General features: G+C 64.4%; 20 protein-coding genes. 7 read left to right on the plus strand and 13 right to left on the minus strand.

The window, feature by feature from the left end:
• Positions 1 to 230 precede the first annotated feature (230 nt).
• Positions 231 to 761 carry a dihydrofolate reductase family protein gene (locus tag HNQ08_RS21010; RefSeq protein WP_184136541.1) on the plus strand — a complete coding sequence of 177 codons (531 nt, stop codon included), beginning with the start codon at positions 231 to 233 and terminating at the stop codon, positions 759 to 761.
• A gap of 98 nt (positions 762 to 859) precedes the next feature.
• Here the strand turns inward: HNQ08_RS21010 and HNQ08_RS21015 are convergent, their stop codons facing one another.
• On the minus strand, positions 860 to 1,330 hold the full coding sequence (locus HNQ08_RS21015) for a hypothetical protein (protein ID WP_184136543.1): 471 nt from the start codon (positions 1,328 to 1,330) through the stop codon (positions 860 to 862).
• A 799-nt stretch (positions 1,331 to 2,129) separates the two neighbouring features.
• Positions 2,130 to 2,303, minus strand: a complete 174-nt coding sequence (locus HNQ08_RS21020; protein WP_184136545.1) for a hypothetical protein — start codon at positions 2,301 to 2,303, stop codon at positions 2,130 to 2,132.
• Between the two features lie 428 nt (positions 2,304 to 2,731).
• Here HNQ08_RS21020 and HNQ08_RS28305 point away from each other — a divergent pair, with 428 nt between their 5' ends.
• Positions 2,732 to 2,983, plus strand: coding sequence for a DDE-type integrase/transposase/recombinase (locus HNQ08_RS28305; protein WP_184136547.1), 252 nt, complete (start codon positions 2,732 to 2,734; stop codon positions 2,981 to 2,983).
• A gap of 261 nt (positions 2,984 to 3,244) precedes the next feature.
• On the opposite strand, the gene HNQ08_RS21030 is transcribed toward HNQ08_RS28305, so the two are convergent.
• From HNQ08_RS21030 to HNQ08_RS21050, 5 genes are all read right to left on the minus strand, one after another.
• On the minus strand, positions 3,245 to 3,514 hold the full coding sequence (locus HNQ08_RS21030) for a hypothetical protein (RefSeq protein WP_184136549.1): 270 nt from the start codon (positions 3,512 to 3,514) through the stop codon (positions 3,245 to 3,247).
• Positions 3,511 to 4,860, minus strand: coding sequence for a M28 family metallopeptidase (locus tag HNQ08_RS21035; RefSeq protein WP_184136551.1), 1,350 nt, complete (start codon positions 4,858 to 4,860; stop codon positions 3,511 to 3,513). The genes HNQ08_RS21030 and HNQ08_RS21035 overlap by 4 nt, the downstream gene beginning before the upstream one ends.
• Positions 4,861 to 5,480: 620 nt before the next feature.
• Complete coding sequence (locus tag HNQ08_RS21040; protein WP_184136553.1) at positions 5,481 to 6,920, minus strand: hypothetical protein; 1,440 nt, start codon at positions 6,918 to 6,920, stop codon at positions 5,481 to 5,483.
• 71 nt (positions 6,921 to 6,991) lie between these two features.
• The gene (locus HNQ08_RS21045; RefSeq protein ID WP_184136555.1) at positions 6,992 to 7,441 is read right to left on the minus strand and encodes a globin family protein; all 450 of its coding nucleotides are present in this window, start codon (positions 7,439 to 7,441) and stop codon (positions 6,992 to 6,994) included.
• Between the two features lie 483 nt (positions 7,442 to 7,924).
• Positions 7,925 to 8,101: a hypothetical protein gene (locus HNQ08_RS21050; RefSeq protein WP_184136557.1), complete on the minus strand. Its 177-nt coding sequence runs from the start codon at positions 8,099 to 8,101 to the stop codon at positions 7,925 to 7,927.
• A 286-nt stretch (positions 8,102 to 8,387) separates the two neighbouring features.
• Between HNQ08_RS21050 and HNQ08_RS21055 the strand changes: the two genes are divergently transcribed.
• From HNQ08_RS21055 to HNQ08_RS21070, 4 genes are all read left to right on the plus strand, one after another.
• Positions 8,388 to 9,866, plus strand: coding sequence for an NHL repeat-containing protein (locus tag HNQ08_RS21055; RefSeq protein WP_184136560.1), 1,479 nt, complete (start codon positions 8,388 to 8,390; stop codon positions 9,864 to 9,866).
• A 125-nt stretch (positions 9,867 to 9,991) separates the two neighbouring features.
• Positions 9,992 to 13,417: an ATP-binding protein gene (locus tag HNQ08_RS28005; protein ID WP_184136562.1), complete on the plus strand. Its 3,426-nt coding sequence runs from the start codon at positions 9,992 to 9,994 to the stop codon at positions 13,415 to 13,417.
• A 38-nt stretch (positions 13,418 to 13,455) separates the two neighbouring features.
• The gene (locus HNQ08_RS21065; RefSeq protein WP_184136564.1) at positions 13,456 to 13,848 is read left to right on the plus strand and encodes a globin domain-containing protein; all 393 of its coding nucleotides are present in this window, start codon (positions 13,456 to 13,458) and stop codon (positions 13,846 to 13,848) included.
• 244 nt (positions 13,849 to 14,092) lie between these two features.
• Entirely contained in the window at positions 14,093 to 15,496 is a 1,404-nt protein-coding gene (locus HNQ08_RS21070) for a hypothetical protein (protein WP_184136566.1), read from the plus strand.
• A 48-nt stretch (positions 15,497 to 15,544) separates the two neighbouring features.
• On the opposite strand, the gene HNQ08_RS21075 is transcribed toward HNQ08_RS21070, so the two are convergent.
• Positions 15,545 to 16,093, minus strand: a complete 549-nt coding sequence (locus tag HNQ08_RS21075; protein WP_184136568.1) for a helix-turn-helix domain-containing protein — start codon at positions 16,091 to 16,093, stop codon at positions 15,545 to 15,547.
• A 102-nt stretch (positions 16,094 to 16,195) separates the two neighbouring features.
• On the opposite strand from HNQ08_RS21075, the gene HNQ08_RS21080 reads away from it, so the two are divergent.
• Complete coding sequence (locus HNQ08_RS21080; protein ID WP_268240028.1) at positions 16,196 to 16,705, plus strand: GNAT family N-acetyltransferase; 510 nt, start codon at positions 16,196 to 16,198, stop codon at positions 16,703 to 16,705.
• 79 nt (positions 16,706 to 16,784) lie between these two features.
• On the opposite strand, the gene HNQ08_RS21085 is transcribed toward HNQ08_RS21080, so the two are convergent.
• The 5 genes from HNQ08_RS21085 to HNQ08_RS21105 all read right to left on the minus strand — a co-directional run bounded on the left by HNQ08_RS21085 (position 16,785) and on the right by HNQ08_RS21105 (position 20,498).
• Entirely contained in the window at positions 16,785 to 17,093 is a 309-nt protein-coding gene (locus HNQ08_RS21085; protein ID WP_184136572.1) for a helix-turn-helix domain-containing protein, read from the minus strand.
• Between the two features lie 102 nt (positions 17,094 to 17,195).
• Complete coding sequence (locus HNQ08_RS21090; RefSeq protein WP_184136574.1) at positions 17,196 to 17,891, minus strand: hypothetical protein; 696 nt, start codon at positions 17,889 to 17,891, stop codon at positions 17,196 to 17,198.
• Between the two features lies 1 nt (position 17,892).
• Positions 17,893 to 19,482, minus strand: a complete 1,590-nt coding sequence (locus tag HNQ08_RS21095) for a pyrroloquinoline quinone-dependent dehydrogenase (RefSeq protein WP_184136576.1) — start codon at positions 19,480 to 19,482, stop codon at positions 17,893 to 17,895.
• 18 nt (positions 19,483 to 19,500) lie between these two features.
• Positions 19,501 to 19,881, minus strand: coding sequence for a c-type cytochrome (locus HNQ08_RS21100; protein ID WP_184136578.1), 381 nt, complete (start codon positions 19,879 to 19,881; stop codon positions 19,501 to 19,503).
• Positions 19,878 to 20,498: a TetR family transcriptional regulator gene (locus HNQ08_RS21105; protein WP_184136580.1), complete on the minus strand. Its 621-nt coding sequence runs from the start codon at positions 20,496 to 20,498 to the stop codon at positions 19,878 to 19,880. The genes HNQ08_RS21100 and HNQ08_RS21105 overlap by 4 nt, the downstream gene beginning before the upstream one ends.
• Between the last annotated feature and the right edge of the window lie 263 nt (positions 20,499 to 20,761).

Below are 20,761 nucleotides of genomic sequence, written 5' to 3' on the forward strand. Positions count from 1 at the left end.
GCGGTATGCGCCGAATGTCCAGCTTATGCGTCGAACACACCGGCCATCATCCGAGGCGTTGCCCCTGACGTGATTCGTTGAGGCTTCTGTCGGTTCGGGCCTTAGACCCCAGCAAGATGCTGTCAGACAAGGCCGCAGTCACCCCTGATGGGACGCTGTTTAGCCACTGACCTGACATCAGGTGAAAGGTTGCACTGTCAGACGGTCTGACTGCGTCCTAAAATTCGTGCATGACGACATCTATGCGCGTGTCCGTCTTCCTCGGCCTCAGCCTCGACGGGTTCATCGCCAGTGAGGGTGGGGGTCTGGAGTGGCTTGATGTCGTGCACACCGATCCCCCAGAGGACACGGGTTATCAGGAACTCATGGCCTCCGCCGATGTCCTCGTGCTGGGGCGCTCAACCTATGACGCGGTGATTGGGTTCCCGGAGTGGCCGTATGATGGAAAACGCCTTGTCGTCGTGACACACCGCCCCATAGAAGCGAGGCATGGTGAGCAACGCTTTGAGGGTGAATTGAACGAGTTGTTCAAACAGCTGGCTCAGGAAGGGCACCAGCACGTCTATCTGGATGGCGGCGACGTGGTAAGGCAGGGATTACGGGCGGACAAGGTGACTGACCTGACGCTGTCGTGGTTGCCCATTGTTCTGGGTTCGGGCATCGCCCTGTTTGAGCGTGGCTTGCCGGAACGCCGCTGGCGGCTGGTCAGCAGCCGCGCCTTTCCGAGTGGTCTGATGCAGGCGACGTACCAGGCAAGATAGGTGGGCAACGTTACAGCCCGGTTCGACGAACAAGGGTTGTAACAGCCAGAATGTCGCCAATTGCGGCAGGGTCTACGAACAGGCAGGTTTGGTCCCCGTCATGCGCGGGCGACGCCTGAGCTACGCGCGCACGTGCAGACCAGTGGACACTTTGGTTCTGTGGCCCCATCAGGGCTCCGGCCCCAGCCAGATTGACGCTGCATCTTAAGCCGGGTGGCTTCGGCTGCCGCTCCAAAATCGATCAGGCCTGCCAAGATGTTTTCCACCGTCAGCGGAGGCTGCTTCGTCCCCACTGCACGTCGGGGCAGTATGGATACCAGGCGGTAAAAAGCCGCTGCCTGGCACAGTTCCTCGTAGCGGGCATCTACCTTGCCCGGTAGCCCCTCTGGATTCAACTGACCCACCAGCAGGTATTCCAGGAACGTCGGTTCTCCCCGGTCCTCCACCGGCAGTAGCGTCCCGGCATAGAAGGCGCTGTACGCCCGCCACGCCGACGCCAGGGACCCGCCGGGCCAGTGGGCAAGCTCCGGATGATGGGCGCTCAACTTCTGGAGTTCGTCTCGGGGCAAGGCACTGCGCCCGTATCGTTCTGGATCCAGAGCCAGTGAGGGGCGCACCAGGTCATACAATCCCCGGGCAAGCACACGACACGCCCCTGAGCTTCCCAGACCCGGAGCGTTTTGCGGGTCTGGTGCTGGACATGCGTGGCGCGGGAGCCGTACATCGCCTCGGCCAGTCGCTCCACCGTCATGGGCCAAGCGGCCTGCCGGGCCAGTTGCCAATCGACATCCACCACTTGACCTCGGGTGACCGGACTTGGCACATGTGCAGAGATCAGGTCAGCTGCCGTCACACGGGGTAGGGCGTCAACCGTCTCGACATGGGGTCTTCGATTCAGAGACAAGAAGTGACAGGCGTCATCCAGATGGAGATAACGTGGCGCATTCCGTCCTTGGCTCCGATGTGGTGCGCTCTGGAGATGATGACGACGAATCCAGCGCTTTAACCCAGTGGAGGTCATCCCAGTCAGCTGAGCCAGATCCGCCAGACTGACCCAGCAATACTGGTGGCTCTGAGATCCGTAGAGAAAGTGCGTCGCCTGTTCAAGGGTGCATTCCAGCTACCCGGCGACAAACGCGGGGCTAAGAGGCCCGTAGACGCGTTGTAATTGACGGAGATGTTCTTGAGGCGGGAGAGAGCAGGTGATGTGGTCAGGAATCAAGCTTTGATCTTACCGCTCGGCCAGACCGACTGGCGCCTGTGCCAGTGGCTGCGTCAATCGTTGGGTTCTCCTGGCCCAGGAACGAGGCGCAACCTCGCGCGGGGGATGGCGCAAGGCTACCCCCACCCGCAGAGTATTGAGCCGGTTCAGCTATGGCCAGGATCGCTGTCGTCGCTGGGCCGACCGTGATGTTGGGGTTGCGGTGTCTGGTCCGGTGTATCCGTGCTTGGTGTTTCCGGAGCAGGCTGCTGCTCTACATTATGGTCTGACTCAACCACGCCGTTCTGAGGCGCTTGTGGAGCCTGGGTGGATTTCGTCATGGTGACCTCCTGGAACAAGTGCGGACGATTAGGATGGAAGTTCATAATGTGCCGTCTGGGAGCCCGGTCAGTCCATACTTTGTGAAGCCACCTTGGGATTCAGGTCAGCACCAGCGGCAGGCACAGAAATGTAGACAACGTTGAGCAAACGGTTATGCAACTTGTTTTGGTAAGGTGACGCGGTGCTGGGCAATCAGAAACTGTCGGGCGATCGACTTCCATTAGATGTGTTCGGCCACGCCGCTAATGTGTACCATCGGTTCACGCTGAGTTCTAGCAATGTCGAAGAACTGCTGTTGGAACGCGGAATCGGCGTGACCCGCGAGTCCATCCTCACCTAGAGCATCAACTACAGAGACCTGTTCGCGCACAGCTTAAGCCACAGGGAAGCCGGCCGGAGTTCCCGAAGGCACCTGAATGAGATACACGTGGACGTCGGTGGCATCATTCACTGGCTGGGGCGAACATTCGACAATCATGGAGCCGTGTCGGACATCTTTTTGCAAAACCACCGGGCTCCCGGGGCCGCCCGATTGTTCTTCAGGCAACTGCCGGGCGAAAATGATGTGCCAGAGGTCGTCCATATCGATCAGCTCGGGAGCCACGCCATAGCCCTGAACACCTCTCCCCCTACTCCACAGCGTGAAGCACGTTGGAGTCATCTCAACGGGTCGCCATAGCAACCCCATCGCGCGACACGACGACAGGAACGGTAGCAACCTGGATTCAGGTCACGATAACGGACACAAGGCTTTCTCAACCTGCACGCCCGGACCCACGAACCTGCACCATCCGGCGCGCGGTGCTATTCCCGCTCACAAGAGACATCACCACTAGCAACAGGCGTTTTACTGCTGGCGCGCGGTGATGCAGCAGGCGGCCTCACTTTCGGGCCGCCCGCCGTGCTGCAACTCTTCCGCTTCCCTATTGTCAACAACTTGTCACAACCCAAAGGACTGCGTGGTCCCGGGGTGCGCCTCGGCGACTGGTTGGGTGACAGCCGCCAGCCCTCGCTGGAGCAGCCGAGCCACCGTGCTGGGATGGGCCCCGAACAGGCGGCCGCACTGCTTAGCCGTCCGTCGCCCGGCCTGGATCGACTCGCGGATGTCCTGCTCCTGATGCGAGAACAGTTTGCGGCCCCCGAGACGCCCCGCCAAGCGGACCTTCTTCAGAGCGTCCAATTCGGGTGTCTTGCCCCCTGAGAGCGTCATTTCCGGCAGTTCTGCCCGCCGTCGCACATCTCGCGCGGAGTCCACGGTGCGTCCAGAACACGGTTGGCCAGTTCCGCCGCGAAGGCGGCGGTGTCCTTGACCATCACCAGATCCAAGGTGATGTCCTTGGCGCTGTGATAGTTGATGTCTTCGCCCCGGTACAGGAAGGCCGTCGGGACGCCCCAGCGCATGAACGAGACGTGATCGCTGCTGCCCTGCACATTGCTGGTTCGCCCGAAGGTCACGCGTCTGGGCTGGCCGTCGTCCTTGAACACGCGCAGGTCCGGTCGGATCTGCCGTGCCAGGGCCAGCACCTCGACGTCGCCCGCGACGCCAAGAGGTTCGGCGGCCACGCCCACCATGTCCATGTTCAGCATGGCGCGAGTCTTGCGGATAGGGTACGACGGATCGCGGGCGAAAATGGAACTGCCGTGCAGTCCATATTCCTCAGCGTCGAACAGCACGAACCAGGCGCGCTCCGCAAGGGGGGTGTTCACGGCTCGCCGGGCCAGGTCCACCACAGCGAGGACGCCGCTGGCGTTGTCGTTCGCACCGGGGCTGTCATTTACGCTGTCCAGGTGGGCTCCAAAGACGATCTCAGGCGTGGCACTCACGCGAGCAGCGATCAGGTTGTGTCCCGTGACCTCGCGAAGTTCGACGTTGCAGGTGACGGTGGCCGTCTGTCCGGCCAGTCCGAGCACCTTCAGCCCCTCTGCCCCGCTGATCATCACCAGCGGAAGGGACGTGGCGGCGATTCTTTTGAGCTGTTGAACGGGGCAGTTGTTAACCAACACCAGTCCAAAAGCTCCAGCAGCGATGGAGCGGTCTGCCAGATCACGCCATGAAACCGCGTCACAACTGGCGCCCTCCAGCGCCACCAAAGCAAGCTGCCCACGCAAGCCCGCCGCTTCCATGTCTGCACGAGAGGCGGCAGGAGAGACGCGCACCAGCCGTCCCGTTTGTTCGCCGCCGCCTGCACCGTATATGGCGGCAGCAGACACACTCAGGTTGCCCACTTTGACGGTGCCCCCCTGATCGAAGGGACGTTCCAGGGTCACGGGTTGCCGGGTCACGCGATATCCCAGCGCGGTGAACTGATCTTCCAGCCACGCCACGGCCTGATCGTGACCGGGCGTGCCGACGGGACGCGGGCCAAAGCGCTTGAGGGTACTCCAGTCCTGCACCACGGTACGCCTGGTGGCCGCCGCCTGGGTGGCTGGGTTGCGCGGCCACGTCACAATCCGCCAAATGCCCACCATCAGCAGCACGACCATGGAGATCGCCAAGGCCCACTTCCAGGCGGGCAGCGCGGGCTTGGTGGGCAGACGGCGTGTGCGGGCGTACATACAGGAAAATACGCGGGCGGCGAGGCTCCAGTTTCCAACGGGAGCAAAAGACTCAAGGCATGAATCACAAGACGAGACTGCGATCACGGTGCATCCCGCCCGTCCGGGTCACCCCTGAACCTTGGACCCACTTCCCCTTCCAATGACGTGGAATGGACCACTACTCCCGGAGCATAGGCAACGCCTACCGCGGAGGTTATGGCATCAGAAATCTGGGCTACGGCGGACAGGACTCCGGTGACGCTACGACAGCAAGGGGAGGGCCGACAGGTGGAGCTCTCAGGGACGCGGCGCTCAGGAATGTCTCTCTAGCGTGAGAGCACAGCGAGCGATGTTCTGGCCCACAATTTGAAATTCACCGAACTCAACGGCCGATTGCCACTTTGTCAAGCCTATTCACGGTCATTCAGTCAGAGTCTGTTTCACACGTCCCGATCCGCCGATGTAAACATCCGGCTGGCTGCCGCCGCGTAGCCGGCTGGGGGATGTCCTGGGAAAGCAACAACTTCTGATCATAAGCCAGCGATGGTTTAGGGGCTCCGGGGAAGCGGGCTGTTCGGGCCTCCAACTCCAAAGGCGGGCGGCGGACCTTACCAGTCCGCCGCCCGGGACAGCGCCGCTCAGGGCTGAAGGAGACCCACCAGTCCGTAGATGCCCGAGTCGCCGACGACCACGATGCGGCCGTCCGGCAGGGTCGCCATCCCGCGAATCATCTCGGTGAAGCCGTTGCTTGCGCCCAGCACGCTTTTGCCCCCACTCCCGAAGGCCGCATCGAGCGTGCCGTTCGCGTTGTAGCGCACCACCGCCGCGTCCGTCTTGCCGTCGGGACTGGTTGTGTAGCCCGCTGCGAGCAGCTTGCCATTCGGCTGCATCACGGCGGCATTCGCGCCCGCGTGCCCTGTCCCGACCACCGTCGTAACTTTGCCCCCGCTCCCGAAGGCCGCGTCCACCGTACCGTCCGGGAAGAGTTTTGCCACTGCAAATCGGGATAAGCCCGCCGAATCGAAAATCTGACCTGCCACCCCGATGCGGCCTGCGGAAGCGTTGTACTGCACTGCCCGGGCCACCGTATCGCCCGTGCCGAAGCTCAGGCCGAGGATGCCGTCGCCACCCCCGAAGCTGGGGTCGAGCGTGCCGTCCTCCTTGTAGCGGGTCAGGAACATGCGCTGAATGTTGTTGTGCTTCGCCCACCCCGCAACCAGGGGCCGCGAGTTGACCATCGTGACCGCCGAGGAACTGGCGCCGCCCTCCGAGTTGGGGAGCGTGAGGTAGTGCGCGCCGTCCCCACTGAAGCTCTTGTCGAGCTGGCCTGCGTTCGTGTACGTGGCGATGGTGGGCCGCATCGGGCTGGAGTTGACGTACCCGCTGGTGAACACCCGGTCGGGCGCCACCGCGATGTCGTTGGCGTTACTGAGGACGTTGTCGTTCCCCATCGTCGTCTGCACGATCCCCGTCGAGTTCCAGCCGCCGTCGGCGGAGCCGTCGCTGAGCTTGAAGGCCTCCACGAACTGCTGGCGGGTCCTATACACCGTGCTCGAGGAATCCTCCACCTCCTTTCGGGCGCTGCCCGAGACGAGTACGCGGTTTCCCTGGATCGCCACGCCCGTCACAGTGAACTCGTGCGGGCTGTTGCCAGTCACGATATGGTAGGTGGCCGGGCAAATTGCGCACTGCCACGACGTGCTCTGGTAGATCTCCTGGAGCTTGCGCCAGCCCATCTTGGCAAAGGTGGGGTCGAGCGAGCCGTCTGGCAGGACACGGGCGACAAAGCCGAAATAGCCGCCGTACGCCCCGCTTTCGCGCCCCTCGCCAACGATGAGGATCTTGCCGTCGGCCTGAACCGCCACGTCACGGACGCGGGTATAGAGGTCTCCGAAGTACAGGGCCTTGAGCATCACGAATGAGCCCGGCTTCGGCGTGATGGTTTGGGCGGTCATGTTCTCGGGGGTGCCCTCCTGCACCTGCGAAGCGGGCAGGGCAGGGGACGGCGCCATTGTGCCGCAGGAGGCGAGGGCGGCGGTCAGAGCGAGGAGCGGCAGGGATCTGAGGAGGTGCGGCATGGTCGTTCCTTTTGGGCTGGGTGTGAGGAGGCGGAGAGCCGGGGTCTGTCGGAGGTGGAGACGCGGGAGATTCACCGAATCCCCCGCATGACCGGAAGGGACGGGGGGACAGGAGCCCCCTGGGCAGCCACGCGCATCTCGCCCGAGAGGAGGGCATAGGCGGCGCTCCAAGCCGCCTGAACCTCTGACGTGAACGCCTCGCCAAGTCCCTGCTTCAGCGTCCACAGCAGCGCGCTTCCCACGACCTCGTAGTGCTCGTCGCGGACGCCGTACCCGCCGTGCCGCCGTCCCAGTTCGCGGACGGCTGGAAGAATGGCGTCTGGGGTTCGCAGGCCGCGAACCACCAGACCGAGCGCGGTCATGAGCTTGCGACCCTGCCCGCTCAGGTCGTGCGGAAAGAGGAGGCGCAAGTCTGGGTCCAGCTCGAACAACCGGGCGTAGAAGAGGCGAGAGGCGTCCTCTGCGATCGGTTCTACAAGGCAGAAGGTGGATTGCACGAGGGCGGTCTGGCGACTGTTCATATCGGGCTCCTTTTGATGCGTTCAATGCTGAGGGCACGGTAAGCGGAGTGCCGTCACCGCCCCGTCATCGCGCAGGAACAGCACCCTCACCCGGGTTTGCCCTCGTGTGCGCAGGAGCGGTGGTGCGGCATGTCGTGCCAGGTGCCCTTCACAAGGTTCCAGCGGCGGCCACTTCACCCTTTGGACAGGCGAAAACGCAGGCTTAGAGTGGGGCGGGTTCCAGGGAGAACGTTCCTAGCAAGTGAACGACGTGGAGGGCAACGCTCCTGATAGGGCGCCTGAACTTCAGTCGGCCTGCTGCATGACGTCACCCCAGAGCCGCAGGGCAGGTGTCAAATGGTGTCGCCATGCTGGGGCAGGGACAGTGGTTCGGGTGTGCTGGTGCAGGTTCGAGACCCGGGCGTCCCTCGCCCTACACGCCCGGGTCCGTCGTCCCACCGCGAACAGACGAGTCCCCTCCCGGTGGTGCGGTTTCTCGGTGAGTCAGGGTGCACATTTGATGTCAATTGCCGCTTTTTTCTCGTGGCTGACGGTGATCCCGCACTCAATCAGCACCGCCTGGACGTCTCGCTGGCTGAGGGAGAAACGGTGATCCAGCCGCAGGGCCCAATTGATGACGCCGAGGAAAAACAGTGGCGCCAGCGGCTTCCGGTCAGGCACAGCTCAGCAGCTTACTGGCGTTGAGTTGCCAGAAACCCACCGACTCCTTCAACAGGTGGGGCGGGGCAACCACTTCCGCTTTATACGGCTTACATCCTGTCCAGGACGTCAATGATGCTCATAATCATTGAACTGCCGATCAGTTGCCAAAACCATCTGGCGTCACTGCCGGGACGGCTCGGGACGGGCGCAATGACGGGGTGGTGACGGCCCCCCCGGCACACTCCGGGCAGTCGAATCGACCCGGCAGAGCGCCGAACCGGTTGAGGACACCAAAGGAATGCCTGTGCCACGACCCATCCAGATTACCCCCGTCCTGGTTCTTACCGTCGCCCTCGCCTCCTGTGGAATGAACGCGGTGCCCACGTCCCCGACGCCGGAACTCCAGCAGGAGAGGACCGGCGGCCCCGCGCTGAGCAGCTTGGCCGTCTCCTCCGGCGCTCTCAAGTACGTCAAGTCCTACTCCTTCGGCACTGGCTACACCCGCTTCCGCGATGTGACGCGCCAGAGCGACGGCCGCATCCTCGTGGTGGGCGAGGGGTATGACGCCGCCACAACATCCTCGAAAGCCGGGTACTTCGCCTTCGTGGCACGCTTCACCGCCGCCGGCTACCTAGACACCACCTTTGCCAAGACGGGCTGGCGCAGGCTCAACGTGCCCGTCCGCAAGAAGAGCTGCTACGGCGTCCTGAGCCACGTCTGCACGTCCACCCAGGCGACGCGTGACGGCAATTCCCCCTACGAGTTCCGCGTGGGCGGCGTGGCCCTGCAGGGCGACCGGGTGCTCGTCTCGGGCAGCGTGCGCCGGGAGAACACGACCACCATGAACGGCATTCCGATCACCGGCACGGAGTACGAGGACGCGCACCAGCAGGTCATCGAGTCGTTCAAACTCTCCGATGGCTCTACCGACTGGGCGTTCGGTGCCCAGAACACCGGCTACGCGATGACGGTGATGCAGGACGACCACACCCAGAGCCATATCAACGACCTCGCGGCGACGGGTACCCGGGTGTTCGGCGCCGGGTACGTCAACACCTCGCCCATCCGGGGCATCGCCTCGGTGTACACGGCGGGCGGCGTGCTCGACAAGAGCTTCAGCGGGGACGGCGCCTATGGCCTCAACGTCCCGAACGCCAACGGGGGGGTCAGCCTCGGCGGCGTGACCATGATGAACGCGCGGCCCCTGATGGTCGGCTGGGCGAAACAGAACGGCCGGATGCGCGCGCTCGTCGCCCGCTTCACGGAGGACGGGCTGCCTGATCCCACCTTCGGGGGTGGAGACGGCCTCAAGGGTCTGGAGTTCGGTGCCGGGGACAGCGCCGCCTACGCCGCGCGTTACAACGCGGCCAGCGACCGCATCGCCCTGGCGGGCCGCAGCGTGAACTCTTCTGCCAAGTGGAGTTTCGCCGTCGCCCGGTTGAGGCCCGACGGCACCCCTGACTCGGCCTTCAGCGGGGACGGCCTGGTGACGACCGACTTCGGTACGGGGGATGACAACGCGACGAGCGTACTGATGAACGACAGCGGGCAAGTGTACGCTGGCGGGTACTCCACCCGCCCAGATGGAACGCGGGACTTCGCCATCGCCAAGTACGCGGCCTCTGGCGCCCTGGACACCACCTTCGGCGCAGGCGGCAAGACCACCCTCGACCTGGGTTGGAAGGACGACCTGATCCGCTCGATGGCATTCCAGTACGACGGCACCCTGATCGTGGTGGGTGAATCTGGCCCGAAGGGCATCATCGGCTTCGTGACCCCCTGAGCCTGGCCGACTTGCGCATGGAGGCCGCGCCCCACCCGGGTGGCTGCCTCCCTTACGCCCACTTCCCGATCCGGTAAGCTGGACGACGGAGGTGGGCGGTGCAGGCGAGGCTCCTCGGAACTCCGTTGCTGGTCGTCTCGGGACAGGTGGTGCGCCCCCCCGCGCGCAAGTCGCTCGCCCTGCTCGCCTACGTTGCCCTCGCAGGTCTCACCCCGCGTGAGCGTCTTGCAGGCCTGCTGTGGTTCGACCTGCCGCCGGACGGTGCACGGCACAATCTGCGGCAGGAACTGTACCGCCTGGGCCGCTCGGCCCTGTCGCCCTATGTGGTCGCCACCCCCGAGGCGGTCAGCCTCACACCGGAGGTGCGGGTGGACGCAGTCGACTTCCTGGCGCACGAGGCGGCAGGCGATTACGAGGCGGCTCTGGCGCTGTACGGGGGGCCATTCCTCGATGGCGTTGATCTCGACGGGGCGGAGGGGTTCGAGGAATGGCGGCAATCCCAGCGTGACCGCCTGACCCAGGCGTGGCGCCGCGCAATGAACGCACGCGCCGCCGCCCACGAGAGGGCAGGGAACCTGCGCGGAGCCCTAGACACGCACCTCGACCTGCTCGCCGAGGACGAGTTGCAGGAGACCCACCAGCGGGAGGCGATCCGGCTGCACCACGCGCTGGGCGAGCGGAGACAGGCCCTCGACCGCTTCGAGCGCTTCCGCGACTTGCTTGCCCGGGAGCTCGGCCTGGAGCCGCTGCCCGAGACGGTCGAGGCCGCACTTGCCGGGCCAGTGAGAGTGGGGGCAGAAAACCTGGCATCCACCTCGGAGCCCATTGCGCTACGCCCGCCGCTCGTGGGGCGCGAGGACACCTGGGTTGCGCTGGAGGGGGTGACGGCGGGCTTGGCCCTGCTGGAGGGCGAGGGCGGCGTCGGCAAGACCCGGCTCGCGCTCGCCTTCGCGGCGTCGTTCGGCGTGCCAGTGGTCTGCCGCGCCCTGGAGGTCACCCGCGACACGCCCCTCGCCCCGGTTGCCGGGGCGTTGCGCGTTGCCCTGGAGGACGTTCGCGCCGCCGAACGGCTGCGGGCGCTGCAGGAGCCGTGGTGCGCTGAGGCCGCCCGCCTCGTGCCCGAGCTGGGGACAGGGACGCCGCTGCCCGATGAGAATCGGGCGCGCTTCCTCGAAGGCCTGACGCGCGCCCTGCTCGAGGCGGCCGGGCCAGACGGCGCCCTCGTTTTCGACGACCTCCAGTGGGCGGACGCAAGCACGCTGGAAGTGCTTGCGGGGCTCGCACGGCGAACCCAGACGTCAAACCGGCCTCCGCGGCTTCTCGCCACCGCCCGCACGCCCGACCTCGAACACTCCCCCACCTGCCGCGCGGCGCTCGACGGGTTGAGACGGGACGGCCTGCTCCACATGCTCCCGCTCGACGGCCTGAGCGAGGCCGAGGTTGGCCGCCTCGTGGGGGCGCTGTCCGGAAATCCGGAGGCCGCCCTGTTCCCGGCTCGGCTGCACCGGGCAACCTCAGGCAATCCCCTGTTCCTGATGGAGACGCTGCGGTATCTGCACGCCACGGGCGTCCTGCGGATCGAGGGCGGCGCGTGGAGCACCCCCTACGACGACCAGACGCTTGACTATGCCGAGCTGCCCATCCCCCCCGGAGTGCAGGAGGCGGTGCTGCGCCGGGTCGAGGCGTTCGGACCGCTCGGGCGGCGCTTCCTTGATGCGGCGAGCGTGAGCGCGGAACCCTTCTTCCTGGAGGATCTGGCGGCGGTTGCAGCGGCCTCTGAGTGGGAAGCGTTGGAGACGCTGGAAGGGCTGACGCGCCGCAGCCTGCTGGAGGCCCGTGGGACGGGGTACGCCTTCACCCACGACCTCGTGCGACGCTCGGTGCGGGCGGCAATGTCCTCGGAAAGGGCGCGGCTGCTGCACCGCCGCCTCGCGGATGTGCTGGAGGCGCGGTCAGGCTCCCCAGCACTCATCGCCGAACACCTGGAGGGGGCGGGGCGGCCCCATGAGGCGGCCCGCAGGCATGTCCAGGCGGCGGAAGCGGCCCGCGCCGTGTACGCCTACCGCCAGGCATTCGACCACCTGGGTCATGCCCTGGCCGCCTCCCCGGTGCCCGAAGACGCCTTCGCGTGGCAGCTCCAACGGGTCGAGCTCTGCGTCCATCTGGACGATCGTGAGGAGCGGGGGCGGGAGATCGACGCGTTGGCGGCTCTGGGCGCGCGGCTGGGCACCGCGGAGGCGCAGCTCACCGCCCTGATCCAGCGTGCAGCGTACCTGGAAGATCTGGGGCGGCACGAGGAGATGGCCCGGCTGATGGCAGGGGCGTTCCCACTGCCACAGGTCTCCCCCGAGCTGCGGGCCCACGCCCTGCACCTCGCCGGAACGGCCGAGGCAAATCTGCGGCGGCCCGCGGCGGCGGAGGCGCACCTGCGCGAGGCACTGGAGGTCTCGCCCCTCAGCAACTTGCGCCGCCGGGCCATCCTGGGCTCCCTGTTGCCCGGCCTGCTCGACGCCGGGCGTATGGACGAGGCGCAGACCCTGATTGAGGAGACCCTCGCCCTGGCCCGGGCCGCCCAGGACCGCCAGGCCGTCGCGCTCGTGCTCAACAGCGCGGCCCGCCTGGCGTTCCGACGAGGCGACCTCTCCGGGGCCGTCCGGGATCTGGAGGCCGGGCTGCGCGAGGCGCGCTGCATTCACGATCTGCGGCTGCACAAGGCCTTCCTGATCAACCTCATCCAGGTGCTGGTGCGGGCCGGGCAGCTTGACCCCGCTGTGGCCGCCCTGCAGGAGGGCCTCGACCTTGTGCACGACTCGGCAGATCCCAAGGTGGAGGCGGACTTCCAGCACCGCCTGGGTGACGTACAACTGCTCCGCGGGCGGCTGGGTTCGGCGCTCGGCGCGTATGAAGCCGCCTGCCGCTCGGCGGACGCGCTCGGCCAGCGCACCCAGCAACTCATCCGCCGCGTCAAGCTCGTCCGGTTACTGGTGAGCCTCGGCGACATCGCGGGGGCGCGGGTGGCGGCCGCTGACCTCACCCAGCTGATCGGGGCGGGCGAACACGAGGGGGATGCGCTGACGGGCCGCATCGAGAATGCCCGGGTGCTGCTGGCCGCTGGGGACCCAGGGGAAGCATTGCGCGAGCTGGACGGTGCCCCGGCGCCGGGCTCCTCACCGGAGGGCGCGCAGGAGTGGCACGCCCTCCATGCCGAGGTCCTGCTCGCGCTCGGTCAGGCAGGAGAGGCAGCCCGAACGCTGGACAAAATCACGGAGGGGAGCCTGCGCCCACTTGTCCTCGCGCTGCGGGTCGAAGTGGCGCGGGTCCTGGGGGAGGACGTGGCCACCCCCCTGGTTGAGGTTCAGGCGGCGCTGAACCTCGGCACCCCGCCCCCCTTGGAACGGCTCCGGCTGCACCTGCTGAACCCTGACGACCCGGGCGGTTCCGGCCTCGCGCGCAGCCTGGCAGCGACCCTGCCCCCCGAACGTCGCCCCGCCTTCCTGGCCTATTGGGGTGTGCCCGAGGTGGCGGTCCTAGAGAACGGGGCCCCCGCGTGACCCCCACCCCTTTCCTCACCGAGGCGCAGGAGGCGCTCGTGAGGGCATCGCTCGCCCGGCTCCTCCTCGACCCGGACGAGGCCGCGCGGGACTTTTACAACCGGCTCTTCGCCGCCGACCCGGACGTGCGGGCCCTGTTTCGCAACGGCCTGCACGCCCAGGGCCAGAAGTTCATCGCCACCCTTGACGTGTTCGCCGGGGACCTCTCCCGGTTCGGCGCGCTGCGGGCATCGGTCAGGCGGCTGGGCGTTCGCCACGCCGAGTACGGGGTGCGGCCCGAGCAGTACGCCACCGTAGGCGAGGTGCTGATGGAGACCCTGGAGGCGCGGCTAGGACCCGCCTTCACACCCGAGGTGCGGAATGCCTGGGCGCTCACGTACGCGCTCCTGGCCGGCGAAATGCTGGCGGGAGCGCCCGCCCCGAGGGAGTAGAAGGAAACGCCCTGGGCCCGAGCCGCTCGCTCCTACGCTCGCCTCCCGAACGGGCGAAATCAGAAACGCGCCCGCCTGCGGGCATGCCACCGCCTGCTCCAGACTCAAGACCAGCCTGAGATTGCAGGGAACTCGCCATGTCACGCCCGTGTCACTGAGGCCCTGGCAAGCTGCCTCCACGCTGCGCCCACCGCCGGAAAAGCTGGGACGCGGCTCCTCTCCCCCATTCCAGGAGTCTCAGAAGATGCACCCACTGTCTGCCCTGCCCCCGCGTTCCTCCACCCACCTCGCACGCTGTGCTCTCACCGCATTCCTGTCTCTCTGGTTGGCTCTTCCGGGCGGTGCCTGGGCAACTTCCGGACAGACCCTCCCGGACAGCCTGTCTGGGCCGGACACCGATAGCAATGGAATACGCGACGATCTTGACGTGTTCATCTCGGCCACCTACCCGGCAGCCGAACAGCGCTCCCGTGCCGACGCCCTGCGTGACTATGCGCGCAGCCTCCAGAGGGCCACCGTGGCAAACGAGAGGCCGAATGAACTCTGGCTCGGCGTGCAGGCCCTGGTCGGACTCCAGGCACGGGGAGAGGCGCGCTGGATCTCTTTGGCTGCTGAAGTCCGGTCCCGCACGCTGAACACCACGCCGCGTCTGAATGCCTATGCGGCATTTCAGGGCCGGGTAAGTGCCCAGAGCGGTCTGATCCCCTTGGCGGGCGCTTCCAGTGAGAGTGGAACGCTGGATCATTGCCAGCGCGACTGCACGATCATTCTGTTTCAGAATGGAATCTTGACGCCGGAAGAACGGGCGCTCAGCAGCGTCTGGCAGCTTCAGAAGCTGCTGGGCAACAGCTACCGGGGGCAGCGGCTGATCTACGGTTTGAACTACAACCCCACCGACGGGTTGGCAGACTTCCTGGAGGTGTTCCGGCAGAAGCTGGGCGAGCGTCTAGGGGGAGCGTCCGAGTTCGGCCGCGACTACGGCGCTCCTGATGGGGTGGAGCAGGCGATACGCGACTTTCTGACCTCCAAACTCTCGCAGGCGGTCAAGGTTCCCACGTCTCCCGGCGGACTACTGGCCGCGCTGTCCAATCCCACGTCGCTGCTGCAGCCACAGGCGGCTGTGCCCTCTCAGCAGGAAGTGACAGGAGCCGTCGAAGACTACGCGCGGACTTACCTCGACCGGCTGGTCAAGACGACGGTCAAAATTCGCACGGCCACACAGGCATCCACCTATACAGATGCGCGCATCGCTCCACTGACCGACAATATCGAGACCCTGCTCCGCCAGGGGCTTCCCGTCGTGCTGGTGGCCCACAGTCAGGGCAACCTGTACGCAGAGGTGGTGATCCGGGAATTGCAACGGCGACAGGTGCCGCTGGAACGCTTCCGCATGGTGGGGGTGGCGGTGCCGAACGATCATGTTCCGCTGGGGTCCCGCTACATCACCACGCGCTCGGACCTGGTGATCGCAGCCCTGGGCCTCGTGTTTCCGGTGCTGGCGACGAACGACACATCTGTGCCGCCGATGCAGCAGGGCGGTGCATTCATGGGACACGCTTTTACCGAGGTGTACACGAATACCGGACATCAAGTGGCTCTCACCCTCAAGCAGGCGATTGAGGACGCCATTGCTCAGGTCAATCCTTGAACGCCCGAAACGCGCGGTCCCTTTGCCACACGGTGTCCTGCCAGGTGTTTAGCGCTCGCCACGCTCCCACCGCACAGCTGGAGAGGATCGCTTGATTCGGGCGCTATCGCCCCAGTGGGTCGTGGCCGGCCAACCATCCAACAGGCCTGCGGCCGCCACGATCGCAGCGCCCGCACAGATACCCAGGACCAGGCTCTGTTCCTGGCCATGCCGCTTGAGCCATAGCCGCAGGGCCTCATTGGCCTCGATGTAGGGCACATGCGGCACCACAATCACATCTGGGCCCCTCCTGAGCTGCGCGCCGAGCTGAGCAAAGGTGGAGTGCGGCACCACGTTGAAGGCGCCGGCAGCCTGAAAGACGGCGTACGGGGCGAGCACGTCAGCCACCTCGGTCAGGTCATGGCCCACCACCACGGCGACGGTGGGTTTGGCAGGATCGAAGACGGGTGAGGCGGGGCTGGCAGCGGTGGCATGGGGGAGTGCCGGAGCAGCCAGATACGAGGCGCCCTTCGAGACGCTGACCACCCACAGCGTCTTGATCGGCGCCTGTTGGTCAGTGCCCATTCCCGCACCGCCCCACACGGTCTCAGCGATCACCCAGGCTCGGACGCCCCCCACACGCCTTCAGCGCCCCGCTTCTCTCACGCACCCCGGTTCACCGACTGGGACGGAGGCCATATGACCCAGACCCGCCAATTGATGCGCCTGACCTTGAACCCTTCACCCGGTGTACCTGCGGCACCCGACAGCCTACGAGCCGTTGAGCCGCAGGACGTGCCTGCACTCGCGGCCCTGATGCTCGATGCCTACCGGGGCACCGTGGATTTTGAAGAGGACGCCACGCTCGAGGACGCCAGGGCGGAACTGCAGCGCCTTATGCAGGGCGAGTACGGCACCCCCCTGCTGGGCGCCTCACGCGTCGCCGTGCTGAACGGACGCGTGGTGGGCGCCGTGTTGCTGACCCGCTGGGGCCCGGAAGCCTTCCCGTTCGTGGCGTTCACCATGACCGCCGCGGCATTCAAAGGGCAGGGGATTGCGCTCGGCGCTATGGAGGCGGTCATCGCGGGCCTGTCCGCCGCTGGCGAAGACTGCCTGCAGCTGGTGGTCACCACCGCCAACACCCCCGCCGTCCGGCTCTACAAGCGACTGGGCTTCCAGGTCGTGCCCCCCGAGACCCCCACACCGGAGACGAACCCCACCGCGAACTGAAGGCCAGGGCAGCGCCGCGGCAGGAGCGGCCTTGCGTTCGCCAGGTTCGCTGAAGGGCAGTCCTCCCCAGCTGGCCGCTTCAGATGACGGACCTGACGGCTCCTTGATGGTTACCTTGTTCCGCGGTATGAACTTTCAAGACATCCAATTCATTTACGCCGGGCTCCAAGTCGACGAGGCCGGCGCGCAGCGCCCACCGGGTGGCATGAACACGGTTACCGACCCCGAGCGTTGCATAAATAGTACAGAGTTGGTTCCGGACGGTCTTCTCGGACAAGTACAGCTGAAGGCCAATTTCCTGATTGGAAAAGCCTTGCGCCACTCTCCGAAGAATTTCAATCTGCCGCACAGAGAAGAGGTTGCTATAGGGATACGTGGTCAGCTTCATGGTCGTTCCTCATGCCCTGTCGGCGGTGGGCGTATCAGGGCAGAAAAGCCATGGGTGAGGCCTTGATGCCCCACCCATGGCTCTGATGTGTGCTGCTAGAAATCAGCGCAGATCGTTCAGATTGCTTTGAATGCGGTAAGCCTTCCCTCGGCTGTCCGTGAACGCCAGTGTCGCCGTACCGGTAGACGGGAGAGAGGGAATGTTAAAGGTGTAGAACACAACACCGAGATTGCGGAAATCCGATTCTCCACTCGGCAGAACAAAATTGTCGCGGTAGGGGCCGTCGACCACGGGCTGCGCGGTATAGGTCTTCCCGGCTACTGTCAGCGTGGCCGCTTTGTAAAAATCCAGGTAGCTTTTTTCCCGTTGCGGCGTGAGTGCGATCTTGTCAGTGAGATACGCCTGTTGCCACTGCTCCAGTTCGTCATCGACCGCGTACGGACTATGCGAGTAGAGCCTGACGACGAGTTTTCCAGCATACGATTTCGCCAATGTGGAGGCCTGTGCATCGGTCAACAGCTTGTTTTCGAGATGCGCCAGATAGGCTTCATACCGCAGCCGTTCATACGGCGTACTCAGCACCACGCCGTCTACCTCGGGCGAGTTGGGCTTGAGAATCAGGTCGTCGTTGTAGGTCTTCACCAGATACTTGCCGACGATATAGCCACCTTCACGCGTGCTCATGGCTTCGCCTTCGCGCTTGGCTTCCTGAATCTGTGCTGGGGTCAGCGAGGGCAACGTGGCCGAGGCCAGACCGCCCAGGGTCAGCGCCGCAACAGAGAGAGCGATGCGCCGCATATCAGGGAAGCGTGTAGATCGCGATCCGCGATCCCACGTTTTTGACGCCAGCCGTGCCCTTGGACGTGTTGCCGGCAGCAATCGCCATGTATTGCTTCCCACCAATTTCATAGGTCGAGACGCCGCCGCCCACAGGGGCTTTATCGACGTTGTCCTTGAACACGACCTTGCCGGTACGGGAATCCAGCGCGTAGAACGTTCCGTCCATCGAGCCGGCGAGCACCAGATTGCCCGCGGTGGACGTCACGCCACCGACAATCCGGATCGACGGTAGCTCGTAGCTCCACTTCGGCTTGCCGGTGGCCGCGTCAAATGCGGCAGTCTTACCGATGGCCTTGTTGGCCGGATCCAGTTGCATGGCGCCACCGAAGAACAGCTGCCCTTTAATCAGGCGCACTTCTCCAAGTTTGACATTGCCGCACCAGTCCACCGAGTTGACGTACAAAGTCTTGCTGACGGGATCGTAGGAGGGTCCGGACCACTGGGAACCGGCACTGTAGTTCGGGCAAATATCCAGGCCTTCGCGAGTGGTGGGTTTTTCCTGGTTGGTGACCTTGATCATGGCCTGCTTGAAGATCTGCTTCTGGGCCGCTTCGTCGTAACTGAAGAGCCAGCCGGCCTTGGTGGCCACCGCCATGCGTTTCACTCCATCAACCTCGTAGAGGACCGGTGCTGCGGAGGTGTCGTAGTCCTTGTCGTCGTTGGGAATCTGCTGGTAATGGTGGCTGTATTCGCCGGTGTCCGCGTTCAGCACGGTCACGGTGTTGGTGTAGAGGTTGTCACCAGGACGGTACTGTGCGGCAAAGTCCGGGGCAGGGTTGCCTACCGAGATGTACACCTCGCCGGTGTCGGCGTCGAGGGTGTAACTTGACCAGGTGCTGCCGCCCCCGGTGGCCGTCGATGCGGCGCGCTGCCAGGTCTCGGCGCCTTTCTGGGAACCCGTGGGGATCAGGTCAAAGGTCCAGGCCTTCTTGCCGGTTTTGGCGTCAAAGGCGTACATGTGGGCCTTGACCCCCCAGTCGGCGCCCGCTTCCCCGATCAAGATTTTGCCGTTGTAGTAGATGGGTGCGGCGCTCAGGAAGTAGCCAAGGGTAGAGTCGGCGACTTTGGTGTCCCAGAGCTGTTTGCCGGTGCCGGCATCTAAGGCGATCAGGTGGGCATTCGGGGTGCCGCGGTAGATGACGCCATCGGCAATGGCCACGCCCCGGTTGGTCATCAGCACGGAGGAGGTGTCCATCTTGTACTTGTGAACCCATAGGGCTTTACAGGTTCGGGCGTCCACTGCAAAGGTCCGGTTGGCTTGGGTAAAGAACAGAACGCCGTTATACATCTGAGGCGTGACTTGGAACCCGCCATCATCACCGGTCTCGAAGGTGCAGGTGCGCTTCATCTGCGCGACGTTGTCGGCGTTGATCTGATCAAGGCTGGAATAGCGCTGGGCCTTATAGCCTTTGTTGTACATCAGCCAGGAATCGGTTGCCGCGTCCGCATTGTTCAGTTGTTCCTGGGTAGGGCCGGTGACGGCCGAGGCCGAACTCATCAACAAGCCAAGGCAAGTGGCCAGCCAGAAACCTTTTGTTTTGCTGTTCATAGTTCTCCTTTGTCAACGTTATTTTTTGAAGGTGTAGGCTTTCAGGTTCTTGAGGGCCAGTCCGTCCTTGCCCGGCTTGAAGCCGTTTTCTTGCAGGATGTAGGCCAGAACGCTCAGGTACTCGGATTCCTTGAGCGCACCTGGTTTGGTCATGGGCATGGTGGTCGACATAATGAAGTGGAAGTCATCCAGGGTGTTGCTGTCCCACTTCTTCAGGAATTCGGGGCCCGCCAGCTTGGGTGCGCCGCCGTCACTGAGCTTGGCGCCGTGGCAGGCCGCGCATTGGGCCTTGTAGACCTTGGCACCGGCATCGGCTTGGGCCTTGGTGAAAGCCGGAGGCTTGGCCAGGGCGGTGGACGCCAGACCGAGCAGAACGAGAGTCGACAATCGCTTATTCATGAGGTGCCTCCTGAATCTTTGAGCATGGGAAAAATCAACTGAGTCAATTCATGGATGGTGTCTTCGATGGAGGCATTCCCGAGGTACAACCTCGTCTGGAAGAAGCGGTCCAACAAAGCGAATACGGCTTGGGCCAGGGTCTCGGCCGGCAGCCGAGTGGTCACCCAGCCCTCGTGTTGCGCCCTCTGAAATAATTCCTCATAGGCCTGGAGAAATGGCCGAAGCCAGTCTGGGTCGTCTTTGGTGGCATTCAGGACTAGGCGGGTGAGGTCAAAGTCATGGGTAATGAGTCGGAACAGTTGATCGAGACCCCGCGTAAAGCGCTCTTCAAACGCCCACTCATCCGGTCCATCCAGCAACAGGCGGGTGGCAACTTGCCACGACTGGATAGTGGCCGTCACAAGTTCCGCGTAGGCCGCTTCCTTGCTAGGCCAGGTGCGGTAGAACGAGGGTTGTGCTAACTGGGCTGCCGCCACAATATTGCTGACCTTCGCGCCATGGAGTCCATGTCGCGCGAACTCATGGATGGCCGCAGCGCGCAGACGCTTGCCATTTTCTATATGACGCCGCGTCTGAGGATGCAGCGGAGTTAGAGCTGGACGCTCTATAGAGCTCACCTCCTTTTCGTGTTAATGGATTCAATCTAGGACCGAATAGGTGTACTCTCAAGTACCCATTCAGTACCTTTAGCCCCAGTTCTCATCCGTGACTGACTCAGGGAGCTTCCTGAAGACCTCTCTGTCGCCTGAGGGTGAACTGGTTTGGTGGAGTTGGAGATAAGCCCCCAGGATAGGGGCCCCATCATGGGTGAACGAAGATTCCATGCCGCCGAGTTCAAGCTGGATACTGTGTGACTGGCCCAAGTCAGCGTCAACCTTGC

This window comes from Deinococcus humi (assembly GCF_014201875.1).
In the GTDB taxonomy this organism is placed as follows: Bacteria; Deinococcota; Deinococci; order Deinococcales; family Deinococcaceae; genus Deinococcus; species Deinococcus humi.